Source organism: Enterobacter sp. Taxon_2, from assembly GCF_058355295.1.
Genome location: NZ_CM178024.1, coordinates 3,969,955 through 3,992,963 on the forward strand (window position 1 = coordinate 3,969,955; position 23,009 = coordinate 3,992,963).

A 23,009-nucleotide genomic window follows, 5' to 3' on the forward strand; every position below is an offset into this window, starting at 1 on the left:
GACCTTACGCACCTTCATACAAGCCTCTTCACAACTAACCGGCGATTAAATAATCACTTAGCACTTCGGTTTGCTGCCGGGCGCAGGAAGATAGCGCTGCGGATCGATGGCCGTCGCCTTATAGCGAATCTGGAAATGCAGCTTCACCGCATCCGTACCGGTGCTGCCCATGGTGGCAATCTTCTGCCCGGCTTTGACGTTCTGCCCGTTGTTGACCAGCATCGTGTCGTTGTGCGCATAGGCCGTGATGTAGTCTTCCCCATGCTTAATCATGATCAGGTTACCGTAGCCGCGCAGCTGGTTACCGACATAAACCACCTTCCCGGCTCCGGAGGCATAAACCGGCGTACCGCGCGCAGCGGCGATATCAATACCCTTGTTACCACCTTCAGAGAGTGAGTAAGGGGCAACCACTTTACCGCTGGCAGGCCAAATCCAGCAGCGCTGTCCAACCGGCGGCCATGACGATTGCGGCACCTGATAGGACGGCGTCACTTTGGCGGTTTTGCCTTTCGAAGAAGACTTTTTACCCGAGGACGATCCGCCGCTCACCTTCAGCTGCTGCCCCACCTCGATGGTGTAGGGCGGAGAAAGGTTATTCATCCGCGCCAGATCCTTCACGCTGGTCCCCGTTGCGCGCGAAATCCGGTATAGGGTGTCCCCGCGTTTGACGGTGTAGACCGAACCGGAATAGCTTCCCGTATCCGAAGATTTGCTTCCTGAACAGCCTGCCAGGAATAGCGTCAGCGTCAGGCAAAAAACAGCGGTAATGGGATTTTTCGTCAGGCTTCCTGCAAACAAAACAGATCCTCGGTCAGCGTGAATGGCGCCCTATGATAACAGCCAAAACGAACAGGGGTCATGCCCTTTTCCGCTCTACGAGCCAAACCGTTCGTATAAGAATGCAGTATAATGCTTCGGCTGATGGTGCTGAACCACTCGGCATTTTGGCACTGGAGCATCAATGAGTATTCAAGAACACGTTATTTTGGTAAACGACCAGGGAATGGTGATTGGCACTCAGGAAAAATATGCCGCGCACACGTTACATACCCCGCTGCATCTGGCGTTCTCTTCCTGGCTTTTTAACGCAAAAGGCGAATGTCTGATCACCCGGCGCGCCTTAAGCAAAAAAGCCTGGCCCGGCGTCTGGACCAATTCCGTCTGCGGCCACCCGCAGTCCGGCGAAGAGACGATACAGGCGATAATCCGCCGCTGCCGCTTTGAAGTGGGCGCGGAACTGGCCGATATCACCGCCGTCGCCCCTGAATTTCGCTATCGGGAAACCGACCCGTCCGGGATCGTGGAAAACGAAATTTGCCCGGTATTCGCCGCCCGCATCACCAATGACGTGACGATAAACGAAGATGAAGTGATGGACTATCAGTGGGTTGAGCTGGACGCGTTATTCCGCGCGCTGGACGCGACGCCCTGGGCCTTTAGCCCGTGGATGGTCATGGAAGCGACGACCGCCCGCGAAAAACTCAAAGCCTTCGCGGCGCAATAAAAAAGCCCCTTTCGGGGCTTTTTTTACATCTTAATGTCTTATTTCACCGGGCGCATCGCCGGGAACAGGATCACGTCGCGGATGGTGTGGCTGTTAGTGAACAGCATTACCATACGGTCGATACCAATCCCCAGACCCGCCGTTGGTGGCAGACCGTGCTCCAGAGCGGTCACGTAGTCTTCGTCGAAGAACATCGCTTCGTCGTCGCCTGCCGCTTTCGCGTCAACCTGATCCTGGAAGCGCTGAGCCTGGTCTTCCGCATCGTTCAGCTCGCTAAAGCCGTTGCCGATTTCACGGCCGCCGATGAAGAATTCGAAGCGGTCAGTGATCTCCGGGTTCTGATCATTACGACGTGCCAGCGGAGAGACTTCAGCCGGGTATTCGGTGATGAAGGTCGGCTGAATCAGGTGCGCTTCGGCGACTTCTTCGAAGATCTCGGTCACGATACGGCCCAGACCCCAGCTCTTCTCAACCTTGATACCGATGCTGTCGGCGATCGCTTTCGCAGAATCGAAGTTATCCAGATCCGCCATGTTGGTCTCAGGGCGGTATTTCTTGATCGCTTCGCGCATGGTCAGTTTTTCGAAAGGCTTACCGAAGTCGAAGACTTCTTCACCGTAAGGCACTTCGGTGGTGCCCAGAATGTCCTGCGCCAGGGTGCGGAACAGGGATTCGGTCAGCTCGATCAGATCTTTGTAATCCGCATACGCCATGTAGAGTTCCATCATGGTGAACTCTGGGTTATGACGAACGGAGATACCTTCGTTACGGAAGTTACGGTTGATCTCGAACACGCGATCAAAACCACCAACGACCAGACGCTTCAGGTACAGTTCCGGCGCGATACGCAGGTACATGTCCAGGTCCAGGGCGTTGTGATGGGTGATGAACGGACGTGCAGATGCGCCGCCAGGGATCACCTGCATCATTGGTGTTTCCACTTCCATAAAGTCGCGGTTCACCATGAACTGGCGGATACCGGCCATGATCTGGGAGCGAATTTTGAAGGTCTTGCGGGATTCATCGTTAGAGATGAGATCCAGGTAACGCTGACGGTAGCGCGCTTCCTGATCCTGCAGGCCGTGGAATTTGTCCGGCAGCGGGCGCAGGGCTTTGGTCAGCAGACGCAGCTCGGTGCAGTGGATAGACAGTTCACCGGTTTTGGTTTTGAACAGTTTACCTTTCGCGCCCAGGATATCGCCCAGGTCCCACTTCTTGAACTGCTCGTTGTAGATGCCTTCCGGCAGATCGTCACGGGAAACGTACAGCTGGATACGGCCGCCAACGTCCTGCAGGGTTACGAAGGAGGCTTTACCCATGATACGACGGGTCATCATGCGGCCTGCAACGGCCACTTCGACGTTCAGCGCTTCCAGCTCTTCGTTCTCTTTCGCGTCGAAGTCAGCGTGCAGTTGGTCTGAGGTATGGTCACGACGAAAATCGTTCGGGAACGGCACGCCCTGCTCGCGCAGCGCTGCCAGCTTCTCGCGGCGGGTTTTCAGTTCGTTGTTAAGATCGACTACCGCGTCAGCGCCCTGTGCTTGTTGTTCAGACATGTTGGTTCCTCATAACCCTGCTTTCAAACTTGCTTCGATAAATTGGTCCAGGCTGCCGTCCAGCACCGCCTGCGTGTTGCGGGTTTCAACCCCGGTACGCAGGTCTTTGATGCGGGAGTCATCAAGGACGTAAGAACGGATCTGGCTGCCCCAGCCGATGTCAGACTTGTTGTCTTCCATCGCCTGTTTCTCAGCATTTTTCTTCTGCATCTCCAGCTCATAAAGCTTCGCTTTCATCTGCTTCATGGCCTGGTCTTTGTTCTTATGCTGGGAACGGTCGTTCTGGCATTGCGTTACCAGCCCGGTTGGAATGTGGGTAATACGCACCGCCGATTCCGTACGGTTAACGTGCTGGCCGCCCGCGCCGGATGCGCGATAAACGTCGATACGCAGGTCCGCCGGGTTAATTTCGATATCGATATCTTCATCAACTTCCGGGTAAACAAACGCGGAGCTGAAGGAAGTATGACGACGGCCACCGGAGTCGAACGGGCTCTTACGCACCAGGCGGTGAACGCCGGTTTCAGTGCGCAGCCAGCCGTAGGCGTAATCACCGATGATCTTGATGGTGACGGATTTAATACCGGCCACTTCACCTTCAGACTCTTCGATAATTTCGGTTTTGAAGCCGCGCGCTTCGGCCCAGCGCAGATACATGCGCATCAGCATGCTGGCCCAGTCCTGCGCTTCGGTACCGCCAGAACCTGCCTGAATATCGAGATAGCAGTCAGCGCTGTCGTATTCGCCGGAGAACATGCGACGGAATTCAAGCTGCGCCAGCTTCTCTTCCAGCACGTCGAGTTCTGCTACGGCTTCGTTAAAGGTTTCTTCGTCGTCGGCTTCGACGGCCAGCTCCAGCAAACCGGAAACATCTTCCAGCCCCTGGGCCATTTGATCCAGCGTATCTACGATAGCTTCGAGAGAGGAACGCTCTTTACCCAGCGCCTGTGCGCGTTCAGGTTCGTTCCAGACGTCCGGCTGTTCCAGCTCGGCGTTTACTTCTTCAAGACGCTCTTTCTTGGCATCGTAGTCAAAGATACCCCCTAAGAACGTCAGAGCGCTCCGTGAGGTCCTGAATACGGTTTTTTACCGGATTAATTTCAAACATGGTCTGTTTTCTTTTATGGACTTGTCAAAATGCGGTGATAAGAGCGGGATTGTACCGAATCCACGCCCTTTTTTATAGAGATTACTGCCGCTAAATTGGCCAGATATTGTCGATGATGATTTGAAGGGTGCGGTTACCGCGAAACTCGTTGATGTCCAGTTTGTACGCCAGCTCGACCTCGCGCACGCCGTTGTCCGGCCATACCGCCGTGTCAACGTTAAAGGCAATACCGTCCAGCAGCGGGCCGCCGCCGACCGGTTCAACCATCACCTTCAGATGACGCTCGCCGACAATGCGCTGCTGCAGCAGGCGGAAACGGCCGTCGAACAGCGGTTCCGGGAACATCTGCCCCCATGGACCGGCATCGCGGAGCATTTGCGCCACGTCCATCGTCATCTCAAGCGGTGAAAGCTCGCCATCGGACACCACTTCCCCCTGCAACAGGGCCGGGTCGATCCAGTCGGTGACCAGTTCACCAAACAGACGCTGGAACTCGTCGAACTTCGCCTCTTCCAGCGACAGGCCCGCCGCCATCGCATGGCCGCCAAACTTGATCATCAGACCCGGGTACAGCGTATCGAGACGCTCCAGCGCATCGCGCATGTGCAGACCCTGGATTGAGCGGCCAGAGCCTTTGAGCGTGCCGTCGCCCGCGGGGGCGAACGCGATCACCGGACGGTGGAAACGCTCTTTAATGCGCGACGCCAGAATGCCGACGACGCCCTGATGCCACTCAGGATGGTACATCGCCAGACCGCCCGGAAGCGTATCTCCGCTGCGCTCAAGTTTTTCGCACAGGGTCAGCGCCTCGGCCTGCATCCCCTGCTCAATCTCTTTACGAGTCTGGTTCAGGGCGTCCAGCTCGTTGGCCAGCACGCGTGCTTCACCGATGTTGTCGCACAGCAGCAGCGCCACGCCGACGGACATATCGTCCAGCCTTCCGGCTGCGTTAAGACGCGGCCCGAGGGCAAAGCCCAAATCGCTTGCCGCCAGCTTGAGCGGATCGCGGTTGGCAATCTCCAGCAGCGCCTTGATCCCTGGACGGCACTTGCCTGCCCGGATGCGGCTTAAGCCCTGCCAGGTCAAAATGCGGTTATTGGTATCAAGCGGCACCACGTCCGCGACGGTACCCAGCGCCACCAGATCGAGATATTCGGCCAGGTTCGGTACGGCAATACCGCGGGAGTCGAACCAGCCCTTATCGCGTAACAGGGTACGTAACGCCAGCATCAGATAAAACGCCACGCCCACGCCTGCTAGGGATTTCGACGGGAAATCGCAGTCGCGCAGGTTGGGATTAATAATCGCTTCCGCATCTGGCAGCGTTTCGCCCGGCAGGTGGTGATCGGTGACCAGCACCGGGATCCCCAAAGCGTGAGCATGATCGACGCCCGCATGGGAAGAGATCCCGTTATCGACGGTCATGATCATCTGTGCACCACGGGCGTGGGCCTGATCGACCACTTCCGGGCTGAGGCCATAGCCGTCTTCAAAACGGTTCGGCACCAGATACGTGACGTTATCGCAGCCCAGCGCGCGCAGGCTGAGCACGCTCAGCGCGGTGCTGGTTGCGCCGTCGGCGTCGAAATCCCCTACCACCACAATCCGCGTTCCCTCACGAAGCGCGTTGTAGAGCATTTCAGTGGCTTTTTCGATACCGCTCAGTTGCTGCCAGGGCAGCATTCCTTTCACGCTGCGTTCAAGATCCTCAGCGCTACGCACGCCGCGGCTGGCGTAGAGGCGCTTAAGCAGCGCCGGGAGATCGTCTGGCAAATCAACCGGTTCAACCGCCTCGCGGCGGCGCAATTTTATTGGGGCTTTCACGCGGATTATTTACCACCAAACTGTTTCTGGTGCGCGTCGAGGAACTCTTTCATCTCTTTCGGTCCCTGATAGCCTGGCACGACATAGCCGTTGCTCAGGACAATCGCTGGCGTACCGTTAACGCCAAACTGCACGCCAAGCGCGTAGTGGTTAGCAATATCAATGTCGCAGGAGGCCGGCTTAACGCCTTTGCCGTTCATCGCGTCGTCAAACGCTTTGTTGCGGTCTTTCGCACACCAGATGGCCTTCATGTCCTGCTCTGGCTGGCTCTGTACGCCCGCGCGCGGGAAGGCCAGGTAACGCACGGTAATACCCAGCGCGTTGTAATCTTTCATCTCTTCATGCAGCTTGTGGCAGTAGCCGCAGGTGATGTCGGTGAAGACGGTAATGACGTGTTTTTCCTGCGCCGCCTTATAGACGATCATCTCTTTTTCGAGCGCGTTCAGGTTTTTCATCAGCAGCTGGTTGGTGACGTTCACCGGCTGCGCGCCGCTCACGTCGTACATTGGCCCCTGAATAATGTGTTTGCCGTCTTCGGTGACGTACAGCACGCCGCTGCTCGTCAGCACCGTTTTCATGCCGGCAACCGGTGCAGGCTGAATATCGCTGCCGGTGACGCCAAGCTTGGCCAGCGACTGTTTGATGGCGGCGTCGTCCGCATGGGCGAAACCGGTAAATGAGGCTGCCAGCAGGGTGAACAGCGCGAAAGACTTTTTCATAAGTGATCCTGTTACAATTCGTCGGCACTCACGCACGAGGGTGGTGCTGTTGGTGTAGCTGCCGCAGGCGTTCCGTCGCGACATGGGTGTAAATTTGCGTCGTGGAAAGATCGCTGTGCCCCAGCAGCATCTGCACCACACGTAAATCAGCGCCGTGGTTTAACAGATGCGTCGCGAAGGCGTGGCGCAATACGTGCGGCGAAAGCTTTTCACTGTCGATACCCGCCAGTGTGGCGTAATGCTTGATGCGATGCCAGAACGTTTGCCGCGTCATCTGCTGCGCGCGCTGGCTTGGAAACAGGACGTCGATAGACGTACCATTGAGCAGCCACGGACGACCATGCTCCAGGTACGTTTCCAGCCAGTAAACCGCCTCTTCACCCAGCGGAACCAGCCTTTCCTTGTTTCCTTTACCGATGACGCGCACCACGCCCTGACGCAGGCTGATGTCGCTCATCGTCAGACCAACCAGTTCCGAAACGCGCAGGCCGGTAGCATACAATAGCTCAAGCATGGCTTTATCGCGTAACTCCAGCGGCAGGTCAACTGCCGGTGACTGTAATAATCTCTCAACTTGTGCTTCGCTGAGATCTTTCGGCAGCCGCTGCGGGAGTTTAGGGGATGCCAGCAGCGCGCTGGGATCGTCCTCGCGGATCTTCTCACGATAGAGATGCTGGAACAGCCGACGCATGGCGCTGAGTAAACGTGCGGAACTGGTGGCTTTGTAGCCCCCTGCGATACGTTCCCCAAGCAGCGCCTGCAGGTCGTCACGCTGTGCACTCGCAAGGGATAAACCCCGGTGCGCAAGCCACTCCACCAGCATGGTGAGATCGCGACGGTAGGCGCTGAGGGTATTCTCGGCCAGGTTTTTCTCCAGCCACAGCGCGTCGAGAAACTGTTCGATCAGTGCGAGATCCTTTTCCACATCAGCCCCTTTGATTCTGCAGTCAGGCCATTATGCCTGATTGCGACTGGTTTCTGGTACACTACGCGCAAAGTCAAAGCAAGAATTGAGATAGTTACGCGATGAATATTGGTCTGTTCTATGGTTCCAGCACCTGCTACACCGAAATGGCGGCAGAGAAAATTCGCGACATCATTGGCCCGGAACTGGTGACGTTGCATAACCTGAAAGATGACGCGCTTACGCTGATGGAGCAGTATGACGTGCTGATCCTCGGCATCCCGACATGGGATTTCGGCGAGATACAGGAAGACTGGGAAGCTATCTGGGACCAGCTTGATACGCTCAACCTCGAAGGCAAAATCATTGCCATGTACGGCATGGGGGATCAGCTGGGTTACGGGGAGTGGTTCCTGGACGCGCTCGGCATGCTGCATGATAAGCTGGCGCCGAAAGGGGTGTCGTTCATCGGCTACTGGCCAACCGAAGGTTACGAGTTCACCAGTAAAAAGCCGATTATTGCCGACGGCGAGCTGTTTGTTGGGCTCGCGCTGGATGAAACCAACCAGTACGATCTCAGCGATGAGCGCCTGCAAAGCTGGTGCGAGCAGATCCTGAGCGAAATGGCAGAAAAGTTTAGCTAATGCGCGTTACCCCTGCGTCGTCTGTTGTAGCAACATCCGGCGCAGGTCTCGCCACTCGGCAGCATCCATACTGTCAGCCGCCAGCCACAGATGCTGGCAACGCCCGCCGTCCACCTTGCGTAACCGTAACATCATGCCGCAGTTGAGCATCCAGGGCATACCGAGGATATCCCACTCTTTACCCTGCCAGCGCAGGCGGGAATCCATCAGTAATTTAATCTCTCCCTGGCGGGCATTAATGCGACGCTGGCTGCGTACGCTGTCAAAAACGACAAACGACAGTAACAGCAGCCACAGCGGCGTATAGCTCAGCGGCCACGGCATCAGTAACACAATGGCCGCAACCAGGCCGTGGAGCAACAAAGACATCCACTGCGAGCGCCACGAGACGCGAAGATCAGATTGCCACAGGACCACGTTCCCGATTCCGTGTTTGAATTAATTGCACCATCCGTTGCAACTCGGTGTCGGCGGGTTTGCCGTGGTTCATCAGCCAGTTGAATAAATCCGGATCGTCAGACTCAAGCAGTCGAACAAACAGACGCTTATCATCGTCGCTTAAGGTGTCATACTCATATTCGAAGAAAGGCATGATGGAAATATCAAGTTCACGCATGCCGCGGCGGCACGCCCAGTGAATACGGGCCTTGTTGTTAATATCCATGTTCAGTTTCCTGCATTACGTTTGGCACAGTCGGTACCCCCTTCAGTGTTCTTTATTTCTCTACGGGGACACCAGCTAGTGTAACGTGTTTTTGACCGTTTCATTACTGGAATATTGCGTTCGCCGAGCAGGCTTCCAGAATAATCCCCACAAAGACAGCGGATTACATTATTTTGCGTAGCGCTACGCATAACCGGTTTAAGGCACAAATGGTCTGCTGAAAGCGCTTGCATTGCCTGCAGGCTCTTTTACCATTAGGCATTATCAAAGCGTTAAGCAATTCAGGATATCGTTATGGCCTTTACACCATTTTCTCCTCGCCAGCCCGCCGCCTCTGCGCGTCTGCCGCTGACGCTTATTTCTCTTGATGACTGGGCGCTGGCAACGCTCACCGGTGCCGACGCCGAAAAATACCTGCAGGGCCAGGTGACCGCCGACGTCAGCCAGATGACCGAACACCAGCACCTGCTGGCCGCGCATTGCGATCCAAAAGGCAAAATGTGGAGCAACCTGCGCCTCTTCCGCCGCCAGGACGGCTTTGCCTTTATTGAGCGCCGCAGTCTGCAAGAGGCCCAGCTCAAGGAGCTGAAAAAGTACGCGGTCTTTTCCAAAGTCACTATCACCCCGGACGACGAACATGTCCTGCTGGGTGTGGCCGGTTTCCAGGCGCGTGCGGCGCTGAAAAATCTGTTCAGCGAACTGCCGGATGCGGAAAAGCAGGTGGTCAGCGAAGGCGCGACCTCCATCCTGTGGTTTGAACACCCGGCGGAGCGTTTCCTGTTAGTTACGGATGCGGCAACTGCCGAACGCGTCACCGAGGCGCTGCGCGGCGAAGCGCAGCTTAACAACAGTCAGCAGTGGCTGGCGCTGAACATCGAAGCGGGTCTGCCGATCATTGACGCCGCAAACAGCGCGCAGTTTATTCCTCAGGCAACCAACCTGCAGGCGCTGGGAGGCATCAGCTTTAAAAAGGGCTGTTACACCGGCCAGGAGATGGTCGCCCGTGCGAAATTCCGCGGGGCAAACAAACGTGCGCTGTGGACGCTGGCGGGCCATGCCAGCCGTGTACCTGAAGCGGGTGAAGACTTAGAGCTGAAGATGGGTGATAACTGGCGCCGCACCGGCACCGTGTTAGCCGCTGTACAGCTGGATGATGGACGTCTTTTGGTTCAAGCCGTCATGAACAACGACATGGAGGCTGACAGCGTGTTCCGCGTGCGTGACGATGCGAACACACTGAGCATCGAGCCGCTGCCATATTCTCTGGAAGAGTGATGCTGTATCGCCCGGTGGCGCTGCGCTTACCGGGCCTACGGTTTTGGTGTCCTCCCTCTCCCTGTGGGAGAGGGCCGGGGTGAGGCACGGTGGAAAAACTACGCCTGCCCCACATACAGATAAATAGCCAAAAAGTGGCACACGCTGCCGCCCAGCACAAAGCCGTGCCAGATGGCATGGTTGTACGGGATGCGCTTGCAGACGTAGAAAATCACGCCGAGCGAGTACACCACACCGCCTAAGGCCAGAAGCGTCACGCCCCCTACCGACAGTTTGACTGCCAGTTGATACACCACAATCAGCGACAGCCAGCCCATCGTCAGATAGGTGACCAGTGACAGCACCTTAAACCGGTGCGCAATGGTCAGCTTAAACAGGATCCCCAGCAGTGCCAGGCTCCAGATAACAATCATCAGGCCACGCGACAGCGGCGAGTTAAGCCCCACCAGCAAAAACGGTGTGTAGGTGCCTGCAATCAGAAGATAGATAGCGCAGTGGTCAAATTTCTTGAGCCACGTCTTGGCCCGCTGATGCGGGATCGCGTGATACAGCGTCGACGCCAGGAACAGCAGGATCATACTCCCGCCATACAGGCTGTAGCTGGTAATGGCCATCGCGCTGGCATTGGTGTCCACCGCCTGCACCAGCAATAACACTAAACCGACAATCCCAAACACCAGGCCAATGCCGTGGCTGATGCTGTTGGCTACTTCCTCAGCCAGCGAATATCCCTGTGCGATTAATGGTCTGCTCACCATACAAAACTCCGGGAAAACAAAAGATGATTATTCATCGCATAACTATGCTAACTGAGAATGATTCCAGTGAACACCTGTTAGCTAAAATAATTTCATTTCAAAATTTATACCTAAAAATCATAGATATAAAGAAATCTTTCACCTAACAATTGTTCACATAAAAATTTAATCATTATGAATCAAGAGCATAAAAATGGATCCTGCCGTCCGGGTGCATGTTATGATGTGACGATGAGGTCAGAATAAGAGTTATGCCATTGTGAGTATGTTCACCCACTCCGCCATTGCCAGTCTCAATAACCTGGAGATGATGGTCTACAACTATGTCATAAAAAATCGTGACAAAGTCATGTACATGACCATCCGCGAGCTGGCGGATGCGGCAGACGTCTCAACCACCACTATCCTGCGCTTTTGCCGCAAGCTTAACTGCGAAGGCTACTCGGAGTTTCGCGTACGCTTTAAGCTTTATCTTGAACAGAACGAGCCCCAGCAGGCGAACTTCGGTGCCAGCGAAATTATCAGCTTCTTTAAAAGCGTGAATAATGAAGAGTTCGACGCGTTATTAGATAATGCGGTCGATATTATTTTATCGTCAGAACGCATTATATTTGTCGGCGCAGGGACATCGGGTTCGCTGGCAAAATATGGCGCACGTTTCTTTTCTAATATCGGAAAATTCAGTAACCATATTGATGACCCTTATTTCCCGGTCACCAATGACATGGCGAAAAATGCGCTGGCGATTGTGCTCTCCGTCTCGGGTGAGACCGAGGAGATCCTGCGCTTCGCCAGCCAGTTCAGCCTGCATCACTGCAAAGTGCTCTCCATTACCAGCCATGAGCACTCGCGTCTCGCAAAGCTGGCGGACTTTAATCTCTCCTGGCATGTTCCTCAGACGCGTATTGCAGGCGTCTACGACATCACCACGCAAATTCCCGTCATTTATATTCTGGAGTCTCTGGGACGTAAACTGGCGAAGAAACTCACAGAATAAAACACCCTGTTTTTTTGATGTGACAAATCACATTATGCACACCTTGTTATATCGTGACATTTAATTTCGCTTTGCTAGACTCGATGCCAATAAGCCAATTATTGAGAATAGCAGCGATGAAAAAATTGACCTTACCAAAAGATTTTTTATGGGGCGGCGCGGTTGCGGCTCACCAGGTAGAAGGCGGCTGGAACAAAGGCGGTAAAGGGCCAAGCATTTGCGATGTATTGACCGGCGGCGCACACGGCGTGCCGCGCGAAATCACGCAGGACGTGGTGCCAGGGAAATATTATCCCAATCATGAGGCGATTGATTTCCACGGCCACTATAAAGAAGACATCAAGCTGTTTGCCGAGATGGGCTTCAAGTGTTTCCGCACCTCTATTGCCTGGACGCGTATCTTCCCGAACGGTGACGAAACGCAGCCAAACGAAGAGGGTCTGAAGTTTTACGACGACATGTTCGATGAGCTGCTGAAGTACAACATTGAACCGGTAATCACCCTCTCCCACTTCGAAATGCCGCTGCACCTGGTGAAGGAGTACGGTAGCTGGACCAACCGTAGAGTGGTCGATTTCTTTGTGCGCTTCGCGGAAGTGGTCTTTGAGCGCTACAAAAACAAGGTCAAATACTGGATGACCTTCAACGAAATCAACAACCAGCGTAACTGGCGCGCGCCGCTGTTCGGCTACTGCTGCTCGGGCGTGGTCTACACCGAATATGAAAATCCGGAAGAGACCATGTATCAGGTCCTGCACCACCAGTTTGTGGCCAGCGCCCTGGCGGTGAAAGCCGCGCGCCGCATCAACCCGGAGATGAAAGTCGGCTGCATGCTGGCGATGGTGGCGCTCTATCCGTTCTCCTGCAAACCGGAAGACGTGATGTTTGCCCAGGAATCGATGCGCGAGCGCTACGTCTTTACCGATGTCCAGCTGCGCGGCTACTACCCGTCCTACGTGCTGAACGAATGGGAGCGCCGTGGCTTCTCCATTAAAATGGAAGCGGATGACGAGCAGATCCTGCGTGAAGGCACCTGCGACTACCTGGGCTTCAGCTACTACATGACCAACGCGGTGAAGGCGGAAGGCGGTACCGGCGATGCCATTTCCGGTTTCGAAGGCAGCGTGCCGAACCCGCACGTGAAGGCCTCCGACTGGGGCTGGCAGATTGACCCGGTGGGCCTGCGTTATGCCCTGTGCGAACTGTACGAACGTTACCAGAAGCCGCTGTTTATCGTGGAAAACGGGTTCGGCGCTTACGATAAAGTCGAAGAAGACGGCAGCATCAACGATGACTATCGTATCGACTACCTGCGTGCCCACGTGGAAGAGATGATCAAAGCCGTGACGCACGATGGCGTGGATCTGATGGGCTATACGCCATGGGGCTGTATCGACTGCGTGTCGTTCACCACCGGCCAGTACAGCAAGCGCTACGGCTTTATCTATGTGAACAAGCACGACGACGGCACGGGCGACATGTCGCGTTCCCGTAAGAAGAGCTTCGAGTGGTATAAAGGGGTGATTGCCAGCAACGGCGAAGCGTTGTGATTTTTTGCCCGGTGGCGCTGCGCTTACCGGGCCTACTACTCGTGTAGGCCGGGTAAGGCGACGCCGCCACCCGGCTTATTTCCCGCCCGCCAGCTCTATAAAACTCCCCGTGACGTACGACGCCTTCTCGCTCAGCAGCCAGACAATCGCCTGCGCCACTTCTTCCGGCTGGCCGCCGCGCTGCATCGGCAGCAATGATTTCACGCGATCCACCCGCCCCGGCTCTCCGCCTGAGGCATGGATATCGGTATAGATCAGACCCGGACGGACGCAGTTAACGCGAATGCCCTGCGCCGCGACCTCAAGCGATAAACCCGTTGTCAGCGAATCCACCGCCCCCTTCGACGCGGCATAATCCACATATTCACCCGGCGCGCCCAGACGTGACGCCGCGGAAGAGACGTTCACTATCGCCCCACCCTTGCCGCCGTGTTTGAAGGACATGCGCTTTACCGCTTCCCGGCAGCAGAGGAAGTAGCCCGTGACGTTGGTCGCCAGGACGCGGTTAATGCGCTCAGCGGAGAGATTCTCGATAGTGGATTGCTCAAACAGAATCCCCGCATTATTGACCAGCGCGGTCAGCGGCTCACCTTCACGATCGAGGCTGTTAAACATCGCCAGCACCTGAGCTTCATCGCTGATGTCTGCACGGACGGTAAAGGCTTTACCGCCTGCATCCACAATCTGCCTGATGACGTCCGTCGCGGCTTTAATGTTGTGATGATAGTTCACCGCCACGGTGTAGCCTTCGCGAGCCAGCTGCAGCGCGGTGGCTTTACCGATGCCGCGGCTGGCGCCGGTGACCAGTGCAATTGCCATTCGCTTCTCCCAATAAAAAAGCCGGGTGGCGGCTTCGCCTTACCCGGCCTACGTTACTACTTCAGCACTATTACTGGTATTCGCTCATCGGCACGCAGGAACAGAACAGGTTACGGTCGCCGTAGACGTCATCAAGACGCTTCACGGTCGGCCAGTATTTGTTCGCCACGCCTGCCGGGAAGACCGCCAGCTCGCGGGAATAGCCGTGGTTCCACTCTGCCACCAGCTCGTGCTGGGTGTGCGGGGCGTTAACCAGCGGGTTATCTTCCAGCGTCCACTCGCCGTCCTGCACGCGGTCGATCTCCATGCGGATGGCCAGCATCGCGTCGATAAAGCGGTCCAGCTCGGCTTTGCTTTCAGATTCCGTTGGCTCCACCATCAGCGTGCCCGCAACCGGGAACGACATGGTTGGCGCGTGGAAGCCGTAGTCGATCAAACGCTTGGCGATATCCAGCTCGCTGATGCCGGTCTGCTCTTTCAGCGGACGAATATCGAGGATGCACTCGTGCGCCACGCGACCGTCACGGCCGGTATAGAGCACCGGGAAGGCGGACTTCAGGCGAGTTGCAATATAGTTAGCGTTCAGGATCGCCACCTGGCTCGCCTGCTTCAGCCCTTCCGCGCCCATCATGCGGATATACATCCAGCTGATTGGCAGGATAGAGGCGCTGCCGAACGGTGCCGCAGAGACCGCGCCCTGACGGGTCAGCATGCCTTCAATCTGCACCACGCTGTGGCCCGGCACAAACGGCGCCAGATGCGCTTTCACGCCGATAGGCCCCATGCCCGGGCCGCCACCGCCGTGCGGAATGCAGAAGGTTTTGTGCAGGTTCAGGTGCGACACGTCCGCGCCGATAAAGCCCGGCGAGGTAATGCCCACCTGAGCGTTCATGTTTGCGCCGTCGAGGTAAACCTGACCGCCGAACTGGTGCACGACTTCGCACACTTCACGGATGGTTTCTTCGTACACACCGTGGGTAGACGGGTAGGTCACCATGATGCAGGAGAGCTTGTCGCCCGCCTGCTCGGCTTTCGCACGCAGGTCGGCCAGATCGATGTTGCCGTTCTTATCGCACGCCACCACCACAACTTCCATGCCCGCCATCTGGGCAGAGGCCGGGTTGGTACCGTGGGCGGAGCTTGGGATCAGGCAGATATCGCGGTGACCTTCATTGCGGCTTTCGTGATAGTGACGGATCGCCAGCAGGCCCGCGTATTCGCCCTGCGCGCCGGAGTTCGGCTGCATGCAGAGCGCGTCGTAACCGGTCAATTTCACCAGCCAGTCGGAAAGCTGGTTGATCATCATGTGATAACCTTCCGCCTGCTCTGGCGGGCAGAACGGGTGCAGCTCGGAGAATTCTGGCCAGGTGATAGGGATCATCTCTGCTGCAGCGTTCAGCTTCATGGTGCAGGATCCCAGCGGGATCATCGCCTGGTTCAGCGCCAGATCCTTGCGCTCCAGAGAGTGCATGTAACGCATCATCTCGGTTTCGCTGTGATAGCGATTAAAGACCGGGTGCGTCAGGATGGCGTCGTTACGCAGCATGCTGTCCTGAATGGAGCGGCTGTCGAGCGCAACTTCTTTGTCGAGCGCATCAATGTCCAGACCGTGCGCGTCACCCAGCAGCACGCTGAACAGGTTCAGGATATCGTCACGGGTGGTGCTTTCATCCAGCGTAATGCCGACGGCGTTGTGAATGTCGCTGCGCAGGTTAATCTCTGCCGCATTCGCGCGCGCCAGCACGGCCGCTTTGTCCGCCACGTCCACGCACAGGGTATCGAAGTAGTGGGCGTGGCGCAGCTTAAGGCCTTTCTGCTGCAGACCGCAGGCCAGAATATCGGCCAGGCGGTGAATGCGGCTGGCAATGCGTTTCAGGCCTGCCGGGCCGTGGAACACGGCGTACAGGCTGGCGATGTTTGCCAGCAACACCTGTGAGGTACAGATGTTGGAGTTCGCTTTCTCGCGGCGGATATGCTGCTCGCGTGTTTGCATCGCCATGCGCAGCGCGGTGTTACCGGCAGCATCTTTGGAGACGCCGATAATACGGCCAGGCATGGAGCGTTTGAATTCATCTTTCGCGCCGAAGAACGCCGCGTGCGGGCCGCCGTAGCCCATCGGTACGCCGAAGCGTTGTGCGGAGCCGAATACGATATCTGCGCCCTGTTTACCCGGCGCCGTCAGCAGCACCAGCGCCATAAAATCGGCGGCAACACTGACAACCACTTTGCGGGATTTCAGCTCGGCAATCAGCGCGCCGTAGTCGTGAACTTCACCGGTGGTGCCCACCTGCTGCAGCAGCACGCCGAAGACGTCCTGATGATCCAGCACTTTGTCGGCGTCGTCGACGATCACGTCAAAGCCGAAGGTCTCTGCGCGAGTACGCACCACGTCCAGCGTCTGCGGATGCACGTCCGCCGCGACGAAGAAGCGGTTGGCATTTTTCAGCTTGCTCACGCGTTTTGCCATCGCCATCGCTTCGGCGGCGGCGGTCGCTTCATCCAGCAGAGAAGCAGAGGCGATATCCATGCCGGTCAGGTCCAGCGTCACTTGCTGGAAGTTCAGCAGCGCTTCCAGACGGCCCTGGGAAACTTCTGGCTGATACGGGGTGTAAGCGGTGTACCAGCCCGGGTTTTCCAGCATGTTGCGCAGGATAACCGGCGGCAGCTGCACGTTGGTATAGCCCATGCCAATGTAAGACTTATAGCGCTTATTCAGGCCGGCGATAGCCTTCAGCTCCGCCAGCGCGGCGAATTCCGTGGTAGCTTCCCCCACCTGAGGCGGCGTGGCAAGCTGGATGTCTTTTGGCACAATCTGGCCGATCAGTGCGTTTAATGAATCCGCGCCAACTGTCTTCAGCATCTCCTGCTGCTGCTGAGCATCCGGCCCAATGTGACGTTCAATGAAGGCGCCACGGTTTTCAAGCTGGCTTAAAGTCTGTGTCATGAGCGATGGTTCCTGAAACGTGCAGTGAATCGTAGTTATCTGTAACGCTGTTGCCCGGTGGCGCTAACGCTTACCGGGCCTACATTGAGCTGTAGGCCGGATAAGCCCAGCGCCATCCGGCACAACGTTATTCGTCTTCCAGTAGTGCTTCGTACGCGGTCGCATCCAGCAGCGCGGCAACCTGGGATTCGTCGCTGGCTTTGATCTTGAAGATCCAGCCGCCTTCATAAGGCTCGCTGTTCACCAGCTCTGGCGAATCGCTCAGCGCGTCGTTGACGGCAACGATTTCGCCGCTCAAAGGGGCGTAGATGTCAGAGGCCGCTTTTACGGACTCCGCCACGGCGCAGTCGTCGCCCGCGCTAACGGTCGTGCCCACGTCAGGCAGGTCAACAAACACCATGTCACCCAGCAACTCTTGCGCGTGCTCGGTGATCCCTACGGTGTAAGTGCCGTCCGCCTCTTTACGCAGCCACTCGTGTTCTTTGCTGTATTTCAGTTCTGCTGGCACATTGCTCATTGAAATTCTCCTGATAAAAATGATTAGGCGACCGGCTTACCGGCGCGAACAAAAATCGGTTTGGTTACGTTGACCGGCATTTCACGGTTGCGGATTTGCACCACCGCCGTTTCGCCAATCCCCGCCGGCACGCGTGCCAGTGCAATACTGTAGCCCAGCGTCGGTGAGAAGGTTCCGCTGGTGATCACGCCTTCGCGAGGATTGCCGTCAGCATCGGTAAAGCGCACCGGCAGTTCGCCGCGCAGCACGCCCTTCTCGGTCATCACCAGGCCCACCAGCTGTTCGGTGCCCTTCTCGCGCTGCATCTCCAGCGCTTCACGACCAATGAAGTCACGGTCAGCCGGTTCCCACGCGATGGTCCAGCCCATGTTGGCGGCCAGCGGAGAGACGCCTTCATCCATCTCCTGACCGTAAAGGTTCATCCCCGCTTCCAGACGCAGCGTATCGCGCGCGCCCAGGCCCGCAGGCTTCACGCCCGCTTCCACCAGCGCACGCCAGAAATCAGCGGCCTTCTCGTTTGGCATGGCAATTTCGTAGCCCGCTTCACCGGTGTAGCCGGTGGTGGCGATAAACAGATCGCCCGCCTGCACGCCGAAGAACGGCTTCATGCCAGCGGTGGCTTTACGCTGCTCGTCGTTAAACAGAGAGGCGGCTTTCGCCTGCGCGTTCGGCCCCTGCACGGCGATCAGCGACAGATCGTCACGGACGGTGATGTCGATGGCATAAGGTTCGGCGTGTTGGGTGATCCAGGAGAGGTCTTTTTCGCGGGTGGCGGAGTTTACAACGAGGCGGAAGAAATCTTCAGTGAAGTAATAGACGATAAGGTCATCAATCACGCCGCCCGAGGCATTCAGCATGCCGGTATAGAGCGCTTTACCCGGCGTCTTCAGTTTGGCGACGTCGTTTGCCAGCAGATAACGCAAAAACTCCCGGGTGCGGCTACCGTGCAGATCGACAATCGTCATGTGGGACACGTCGAACATACCGGCATCGGTGCGCACCGCGTGGTGCTCATCAATCTGCGAGCCGTAGTGCAGCGGCATCATCCAGCCATGGAAGTCCACCATGCGGGCGCCGCATAACACGTGTTGTTCGTACAAAGGAGTCTGTTGAGCCATCTTGTCCTCGTTGAAAAATTCACCGTGAAACCCGGTATCGGCACCGCGTTCGGGCACCGACGCAAACGTTCTCTTTTACCTGAACTTACCACCGAAACCGGCGGTTAACCATAAGGCAAAATGGGTCATCACATTAGCTTATGACCAAAAAACGCTAAAAAGCCTACAGAGTTATTCACTGGAAAAATGCGATTAACCCCGCACAAAATTAACAATGATCTAACAGGATTTAGCACATGGTGATATTTCGTGCGGAAAATCGGGCCGAATTTCCGTAACAAGAAAAACGCGACATTAGATTATCTAATGCGAAAAATGACGTGAAATTAGAATATTTCAAACGAGGGCATTTCCCCGGCGCAGAGGCCGGGAAAAGAAAGTGTGACAGGGGTCTAAATTAACGTAGCCAGTCCGGCAGGTCGTTAAGACCCATCGCCTGACGGAGGAGTTGAGGTTTGACGCCAGGAAGGGTATCGGCCAGCTTGAGGCCGATATCGCGCAGCAGTTTTTTCGCCGGATTCGCCCCGGCAAACAGCTCGCGGAAGCCCTGCATGCCCGCCAGCATCATCGCCGCACTGTGCTTGCGGCTGCGCTCGTAGCGGCGCAGATAGAGATGCTGCCCGATGTCCTTCCCTTCGCGATGCAGGCGACGCAACTCCTCGACCAGCTCCGCCGCGTCCATAAAGCCAAGGTTAACGCCCTGCCCGGCCAGCGGATGAATGGTATGCGCCGCATCCCCCACCAGCGCCAGACGGTGCGCGGCAAACTGACGCGCGTAGCGGCCGGTTAACGGGAACACCTGACGCTCGCTTTCAAGCGTGCACAGGCCAAGGCGGTTATCAAAGGCCACGCACAGCGCCTGGTTAAAGGCGTCCGGCGTTGCCTCCTGCATCTGCTGGGCTTTCTCCGGCACCAGGGACCAGACAATCGAGCACAGGTGCGGATCGGCAAGCGGCAGGAACGCCAGTATGCCGTCGTTGTGGAAAATCTGGCGCGCCACGCCGCCGTGCGGCTCTTCGGTGCGGATCGTCGCCACCAGCGCGTGATGACGATAGTCCCAGAAGGTCAGCGGGATATCGGCTTTATTACGCAGCCAGGAGTTGGCACCGTCAGCACCGACCACCAGACGCGCGGTCAGCATGTCGCCGCTCTGCAGGGTGATAAACGCCTCGTTTTCGCCCCACGCCACCTGCTGGATCTGCGCAGGCGCAATCAGGGTCACGTCGCTGCACTGCTGTGCTTTCTGCCACAGCGCGTGGTGGATCACCGCGTTTTCAACAATGTGACCCAGATGGCTATAGCCCATGCTTTCATCATCAAAAGCAATATGACCAAAGCTGTCTTTATCCCACACTTCCATGCCGTGATAGCAGCTGGCGCGCTGCGCCACAATATCTGACCAGACGCCAAGGTGCGTCAGCAATTTCTCGCTGGCGGCATTGATCGCCGAGACGCGGAGTTCCGGCGGGGCATCCGGGGCAACGGGCTGAGACTGCTTTTGCTCCAGCACAGCCACGCGCAGGCCGCTGCCCTGTAAACCACAGGCCAATGCCAGTCCGACCATTCCGCCGCCAACGATGGCGACATCAACATTTTGCACGGTGATAACTCCTTAACGCGCGACCCAACCCAGGGTCCGCTGCGCCAGCACGTCACGTGCCGGAATGAATAGTTCCATCGCCATCAGCCCGAGGTTGCGGCCCGCAACCAGCGGTGCCCAGCGATTGGCAAAAAGATGGACCAGACCATCGGTCACACCGATGGTGGCCTCTTTATCCGCCTGGCGGCGCTTCTGGTAATGGCTCAGCACCGAATACGCCCCGCAGTCTTTTTGCTCACCCCACGCCTGTGAAAGGGTTTCCGCCAGGCTCATGACGTCGCGTAAACCAAGGTTGAACCCTTGCCCCGCGATGGGGTGCAGCGTCTGCGCGGCATTACCGACAAGCGCCAGACGATGGGAGATGGACTGAGAGGCCGTAGTCAACGAAAGCGGGTAGACCGCCCGCTGGCCGGCATGGGTGATACGCCCCAGCCGCCAGCCAAAGGCTTTTTGCAGCTCGGTACAAAAACGTTCGTCTGACCAGGCCTTCACCTCTTCAGCTTTATCCTGCGGGTGACACCACACCAGGGAACAGCGCCCGTCCGACATCGGCAGCATCGCCAGCGGGCCATGCTGCGTAAAGCGCTCAAACGCCCTGCCGTCGTGGTCAGCTGCGGTAGCGACGTTCGCAATGACCGCCACTTGGCCGTAAGGCTGCTGGCGCCACTCCACGCCACACTGGGCGCCGAGCGACGAGCGCGAACCGTCCGCGGCGACCAGAAGCTGGCCTTCAAGGACGGTGCCGTTTTCCAGCGTCACGCTAACCGACGCCTCACTGCGGCTCACGCTGGCCACACGCGCCGGACAATGCAGCGTAACGCCCGGCGCGTCCTGAAGCAGGCGGAACAGACGCAATCCGACGTCATGCAGCTCAACAACCTGCCCAAGAGCATCAATACGATAATCCTGCGCGTCCAGGGTGACAAAGCCAGCATGGCCGCGATCGCTGACGTGAACGGTTTTAATTGCCGTGGCGCAGTCGGCAATGGCCTGCCAAATGCCAATGCGGGAAAGCTGCTGGCAGGTGCCCTGCGCGAGCGCAATGGCGCGGGCATCAAAACCGGGGTGGTTGGACGCCTCTGGCGCAACGGCTTCCACCAGGTGCACCGGAAGCTGGCCTTTCGTCAAATGTGAAATGGCCAGCGCCAGCGTGGCCCCGGTCATGCCGCCACCAACGATAATCACGCTCATGCGCGTGCCGCTGCCATCAGCGCCTCAATATCGTCAGCGTTTTTCACGACGCTCGCGGTCAGGTTTTCGTTACCGGTTTCGGTAATCACGATGTCGTCTTCAATACGAATGCCAATCCCGCGGTACTCTTCAGGCACGTCTGCATCCGGCGCGATATACAGACCCGGCTCCACGGTTAACACCATGCCCGGCTCCAGTACGCGCGAACGGTCGGTGCCGTATGCGCCAACGTCATGCACGTCCAGCCCCAGCCAGTGGCTCAGGCCGTGCATGAAATACGGTCGATGCGCATTTTCAGCAATCAGGGTGTCGACATCCCCTTTCAGGATCCCGAGCCTGACCAGACCGGTAATCATGATGCGCACCACTTCACCGGTCACTTCCTGCATGGAAGTTCCAGGGCGATACAGCCTGAGCGCCGTCTCAAGCGACTCGAGAACAATGTCGTAAATCGCGCGCTGTGCCGGCGAGAATTTACCGTTCACCGGGAAGGTTCGGGTGATATCCCCCGCGTACCCCTGATATTCGCAACCGGCGTCAATCAGCACCAGATCGCCGTCGCGCAGCGCGCTTTCGTTTTCGGTGTAGTGCAGAATGCAGCCGTTTTCCCCGCCGCCAACGATGGTGTTATAGGAGGGATAGCGCGCGCCGTGGCGGTTAAATTCGTGGTGAATTTCGCCTTCCAGCTGGTATTCGAACATCCCGGGACGGCATTTCTCCATCGCGCGGGTGTGCGCCAGCGCGCTGATTTCGCCCGCACGGCGCATCAAATTCAGCTCTTCTTCAGACTTGAACAGACGCATCTCATGCACCACCGGACGCCAGTCCGTCAGCGTGGCCGGTGCGGACAGGTTCTGGCGCGAGCCTTTGCGCAGCTTATCCAGCGCGGTGAAGACAATCTCATCGGCGTACGCATATTCGCCCTGCGCGTGATAGAGCACGTCGAGGCCGTTAAGCAACTGATAGAGCTGCTGGTTGATTTCGCTAAACGCCAGCGCGCGGTCAACGCCCAGCTTTTCCGGTGCGGCCTCTTGCCCTAAGCGGCGGCCAAACCAGATTTCGGCCGTCAGATCGCGCACGCGGTTGAAAATCACGCTGTGGTTGTGGGTGTCATTGCTCTTAATCAGCACCAGTACCGCTTCCGGCTCGTTAAAGCCGGTGAAGTACCAGAAGTCGCTGCTCTGGCGATAGGGATATTCGCTGTCGGCGCTGCGCGTCACTTCGGGCGCAGCAAAAATCAGCGCGGCGCTGCCCGGCTGCATTGTTGCCAGCAGCGCCTGACGGCGGCGCGAATACTCTTGACTTGAGATAACC

Annotated in this window: 21 protein-coding genes; 5 read left to right on the top strand and 16 right to left on the bottom strand. The window is 57.1% G+C overall.

The window, feature by feature from the left end; all coding sequences use genetic code 11:
* Nucleotides 1–57 precede the first annotated feature (57 nt).
* Nucleotides 58–801, bottom strand: a complete 744-nt coding sequence (actS, locus tag AC4IC4_RS18795) for an amidase activator ActS (RefSeq protein WP_024906588.1) — start codon at nucleotides 799–801, stop codon at nucleotides 58–60.
* Nucleotides 802–964: 163 nt separating this feature from the next.
* On the opposite strand from actS, the gene idi reads away from it, so the two are divergent.
* The gene (gene idi / locus AC4IC4_RS18800; RefSeq protein ID WP_032650117.1) at nucleotides 965–1,507 is read left to right on the top strand and encodes an isopentenyl-diphosphate Delta-isomerase; all 543 of its coding nucleotides are present in this window, start codon (nucleotides 965–967) and stop codon (nucleotides 1,505–1,507) included.
* Nucleotides 1,508–1,545: 38 nt separating this feature from the next.
* Here the strand turns inward: idi and lysS are convergent, their stop codons facing one another.
* The 5 genes from lysS to xerD all read right to left on the bottom strand — a co-directional run bounded on the left by lysS (nucleotide 1,546) and on the right by xerD (nucleotide 7,639).
* Nucleotides 1,546–3,063, bottom strand: coding sequence for a lysine--tRNA ligase (lysS, locus tag AC4IC4_RS18805; RefSeq protein WP_032650119.1), 1,518 nt, complete (start codon nucleotides 3,061–3,063; stop codon nucleotides 1,546–1,548).
* A 9-nt stretch (nucleotides 3,064–3,072) separates the two neighbouring features.
* A protein-coding gene (prfB, locus tag AC4IC4_RS18810; RefSeq protein WP_095908218.1) for a peptide chain release factor 2 occupies nucleotides 3,073–4,171 on the bottom strand; the annotation gives its coding sequence in 2 pieces (ribosomal slippage) (nucleotides 3,073–4,095 and nucleotides 4,097–4,171; 1,098 coding nt in all).
* Nucleotides 4,172–4,261: 90 nt separating this feature from the next.
* The gene (recJ, locus tag AC4IC4_RS18815) at nucleotides 4,262–5,995 is read right to left on the bottom strand and encodes a single-stranded-DNA-specific exonuclease RecJ (protein WP_370884348.1); all 1,734 of its coding nucleotides are present in this window, start codon (nucleotides 5,993–5,995) and stop codon (nucleotides 4,262–4,264) included.
* Nucleotides 5,996–6,000: 5 nt separating this feature from the next.
* On the bottom strand, nucleotides 6,001–6,714 hold the full coding sequence (gene dsbC, locus AC4IC4_RS18820) for a bifunctional protein-disulfide isomerase/oxidoreductase DsbC (RefSeq protein ID WP_024906584.1): 714 nt from the start codon (nucleotides 6,712–6,714) through the stop codon (nucleotides 6,001–6,003).
* A gap of 28 nt (nucleotides 6,715–6,742) precedes the next feature.
* Nucleotides 6,743–7,639 carry a site-specific tyrosine recombinase XerD gene (gene xerD / locus AC4IC4_RS18825; RefSeq protein ID WP_023309098.1) on the bottom strand — a complete coding sequence of 299 codons (897 nt, stop codon included), beginning with the start codon at nucleotides 7,637–7,639 and terminating at the stop codon, nucleotides 6,743–6,745.
* Nucleotides 7,640–7,740: 101 nt separating this feature from the next.
* Here xerD and fldB point away from each other — a divergent pair, with 101 nt between their 5' ends.
* Nucleotides 7,741–8,262, top strand: a complete 522-nt coding sequence (gene fldB / locus AC4IC4_RS18830; protein WP_090418575.1) for a flavodoxin FldB — start codon at nucleotides 7,741–7,743, stop codon at nucleotides 8,260–8,262.
* A 6-nt stretch (nucleotides 8,263–8,268) separates the two neighbouring features.
* On the opposite strand, the gene AC4IC4_RS18835 is transcribed toward fldB, so the two are convergent.
* Both AC4IC4_RS18835 and sdhE read right to left on the bottom strand, forming a co-directional pair.
* Nucleotides 8,269–8,679 carry a protein YgfX gene (locus tag AC4IC4_RS18835; RefSeq protein ID WP_023326024.1) on the bottom strand — a complete coding sequence of 137 codons (411 nt, stop codon included), beginning with the start codon at nucleotides 8,677–8,679 and terminating at the stop codon, nucleotides 8,269–8,271.
* Nucleotides 8,660–8,926, bottom strand: coding sequence for an FAD assembly factor SdhE (sdhE, locus tag AC4IC4_RS18840; RefSeq protein ID WP_006178375.1), 267 nt, complete (start codon nucleotides 8,924–8,926; stop codon nucleotides 8,660–8,662). The genes AC4IC4_RS18835 and sdhE overlap by 20 nt, the downstream gene beginning before the upstream one ends.
* Nucleotides 8,927–9,220: 294 nt before the next feature.
* On the opposite strand from sdhE, the gene ygfZ reads away from it, so the two are divergent.
* Nucleotides 9,221–10,201 carry a tRNA-modifying protein YgfZ gene (gene ygfZ, locus AC4IC4_RS18845; protein ID WP_024906581.1) on the top strand — a complete coding sequence of 327 codons (981 nt, stop codon included), beginning with the start codon at nucleotides 9,221–9,223 and terminating at the stop codon, nucleotides 10,199–10,201.
* 98 nt (nucleotides 10,202–10,299) lie between these two features.
* Here ygfZ and trhA read toward each other — a convergent pair whose 3' ends face one another.
* Nucleotides 10,300–10,959 carry a PAQR family membrane homeostasis protein TrhA gene (gene trhA / locus AC4IC4_RS18850; RefSeq protein ID WP_024906580.1) on the bottom strand — a complete coding sequence of 220 codons (660 nt, stop codon included), beginning with the start codon at nucleotides 10,957–10,959 and terminating at the stop codon, nucleotides 10,300–10,302.
* Between the two features lie 265 nt (nucleotides 10,960–11,224).
* Between trhA and AC4IC4_RS18855 the strand changes: the two genes are divergently transcribed.
* Nucleotides 11,225–11,956 (top strand): MurR/RpiR family transcriptional regulator, encoded by a 732-nt coding sequence (locus AC4IC4_RS18855; protein WP_063144934.1) that lies wholly within the window; start codon nucleotides 11,225–11,227, stop codon nucleotides 11,954–11,956.
* Nucleotides 11,957–12,072: 116 nt separating this feature from the next.
* On the top strand, nucleotides 12,073–13,506 hold the full coding sequence (locus tag AC4IC4_RS18860; protein WP_491471686.1) for a 6-phospho-beta-glucosidase: 1,434 nt from the start codon (nucleotides 12,073–12,075) through the stop codon (nucleotides 13,504–13,506).
* 75 nt (nucleotides 13,507–13,581) lie between these two features.
* Here AC4IC4_RS18860 and AC4IC4_RS18865 read toward each other — a convergent pair whose 3' ends face one another.
* From AC4IC4_RS18865 to pepP, 7 genes are all read right to left on the bottom strand, one after another.
* Nucleotides 13,582–14,325, bottom strand: a complete 744-nt coding sequence (locus AC4IC4_RS18865; protein WP_473722246.1) for an SDR family oxidoreductase — start codon at nucleotides 14,323–14,325, stop codon at nucleotides 13,582–13,584.
* Between the two features lie 70 nt (nucleotides 14,326–14,395).
* A complete protein-coding gene (gcvP, locus tag AC4IC4_RS18870; protein WP_248165625.1) occupies nucleotides 14,396–17,269 on the bottom strand; it encodes an aminomethyl-transferring glycine dehydrogenase in 2,874 nt (957 codons plus the stop codon).
* A 127-nt stretch (nucleotides 17,270–17,396) separates the two neighbouring features.
* Complete coding sequence (gene gcvH / locus AC4IC4_RS18875) at nucleotides 17,397–17,786, bottom strand: glycine cleavage system protein GcvH (protein ID WP_368526026.1); 390 nt, start codon at nucleotides 17,784–17,786, stop codon at nucleotides 17,397–17,399.
* 23 nt (nucleotides 17,787–17,809) lie between these two features.
* Nucleotides 17,810–18,904, bottom strand: a complete 1,095-nt coding sequence (gene gcvT / locus AC4IC4_RS18880) for a glycine cleavage system aminomethyltransferase GcvT (protein WP_370884343.1) — start codon at nucleotides 18,902–18,904, stop codon at nucleotides 17,810–17,812.
* A gap of 397 nt (nucleotides 18,905–19,301) precedes the next feature.
* Nucleotides 19,302–20,504, bottom strand: coding sequence for an FAD-dependent 2-octaprenylphenol hydroxylase (gene ubiI / locus AC4IC4_RS18885; RefSeq protein WP_491471687.1), 1,203 nt, complete (start codon nucleotides 20,502–20,504; stop codon nucleotides 19,302–19,304).
* A gap of 12 nt (nucleotides 20,505–20,516) precedes the next feature.
* Nucleotides 20,517–21,695 (bottom strand): 2-octaprenyl-6-methoxyphenyl hydroxylase, encoded by a 1,179-nt coding sequence (gene ubiH, locus AC4IC4_RS18890; protein WP_491471688.1) that lies wholly within the window; start codon nucleotides 21,693–21,695, stop codon nucleotides 20,517–20,519.
* Nucleotides 21,692–23,005: a Xaa-Pro aminopeptidase gene (pepP, locus tag AC4IC4_RS18895; RefSeq protein ID WP_090418935.1), complete on the bottom strand. Its 1,314-nt coding sequence runs from the start codon at nucleotides 23,003–23,005 to the stop codon at nucleotides 21,692–21,694. The genes ubiH and pepP overlap by 4 nt, the downstream gene beginning before the upstream one ends.
* Nucleotides 23,006–23,009 lie beyond the last annotated feature (4 nt).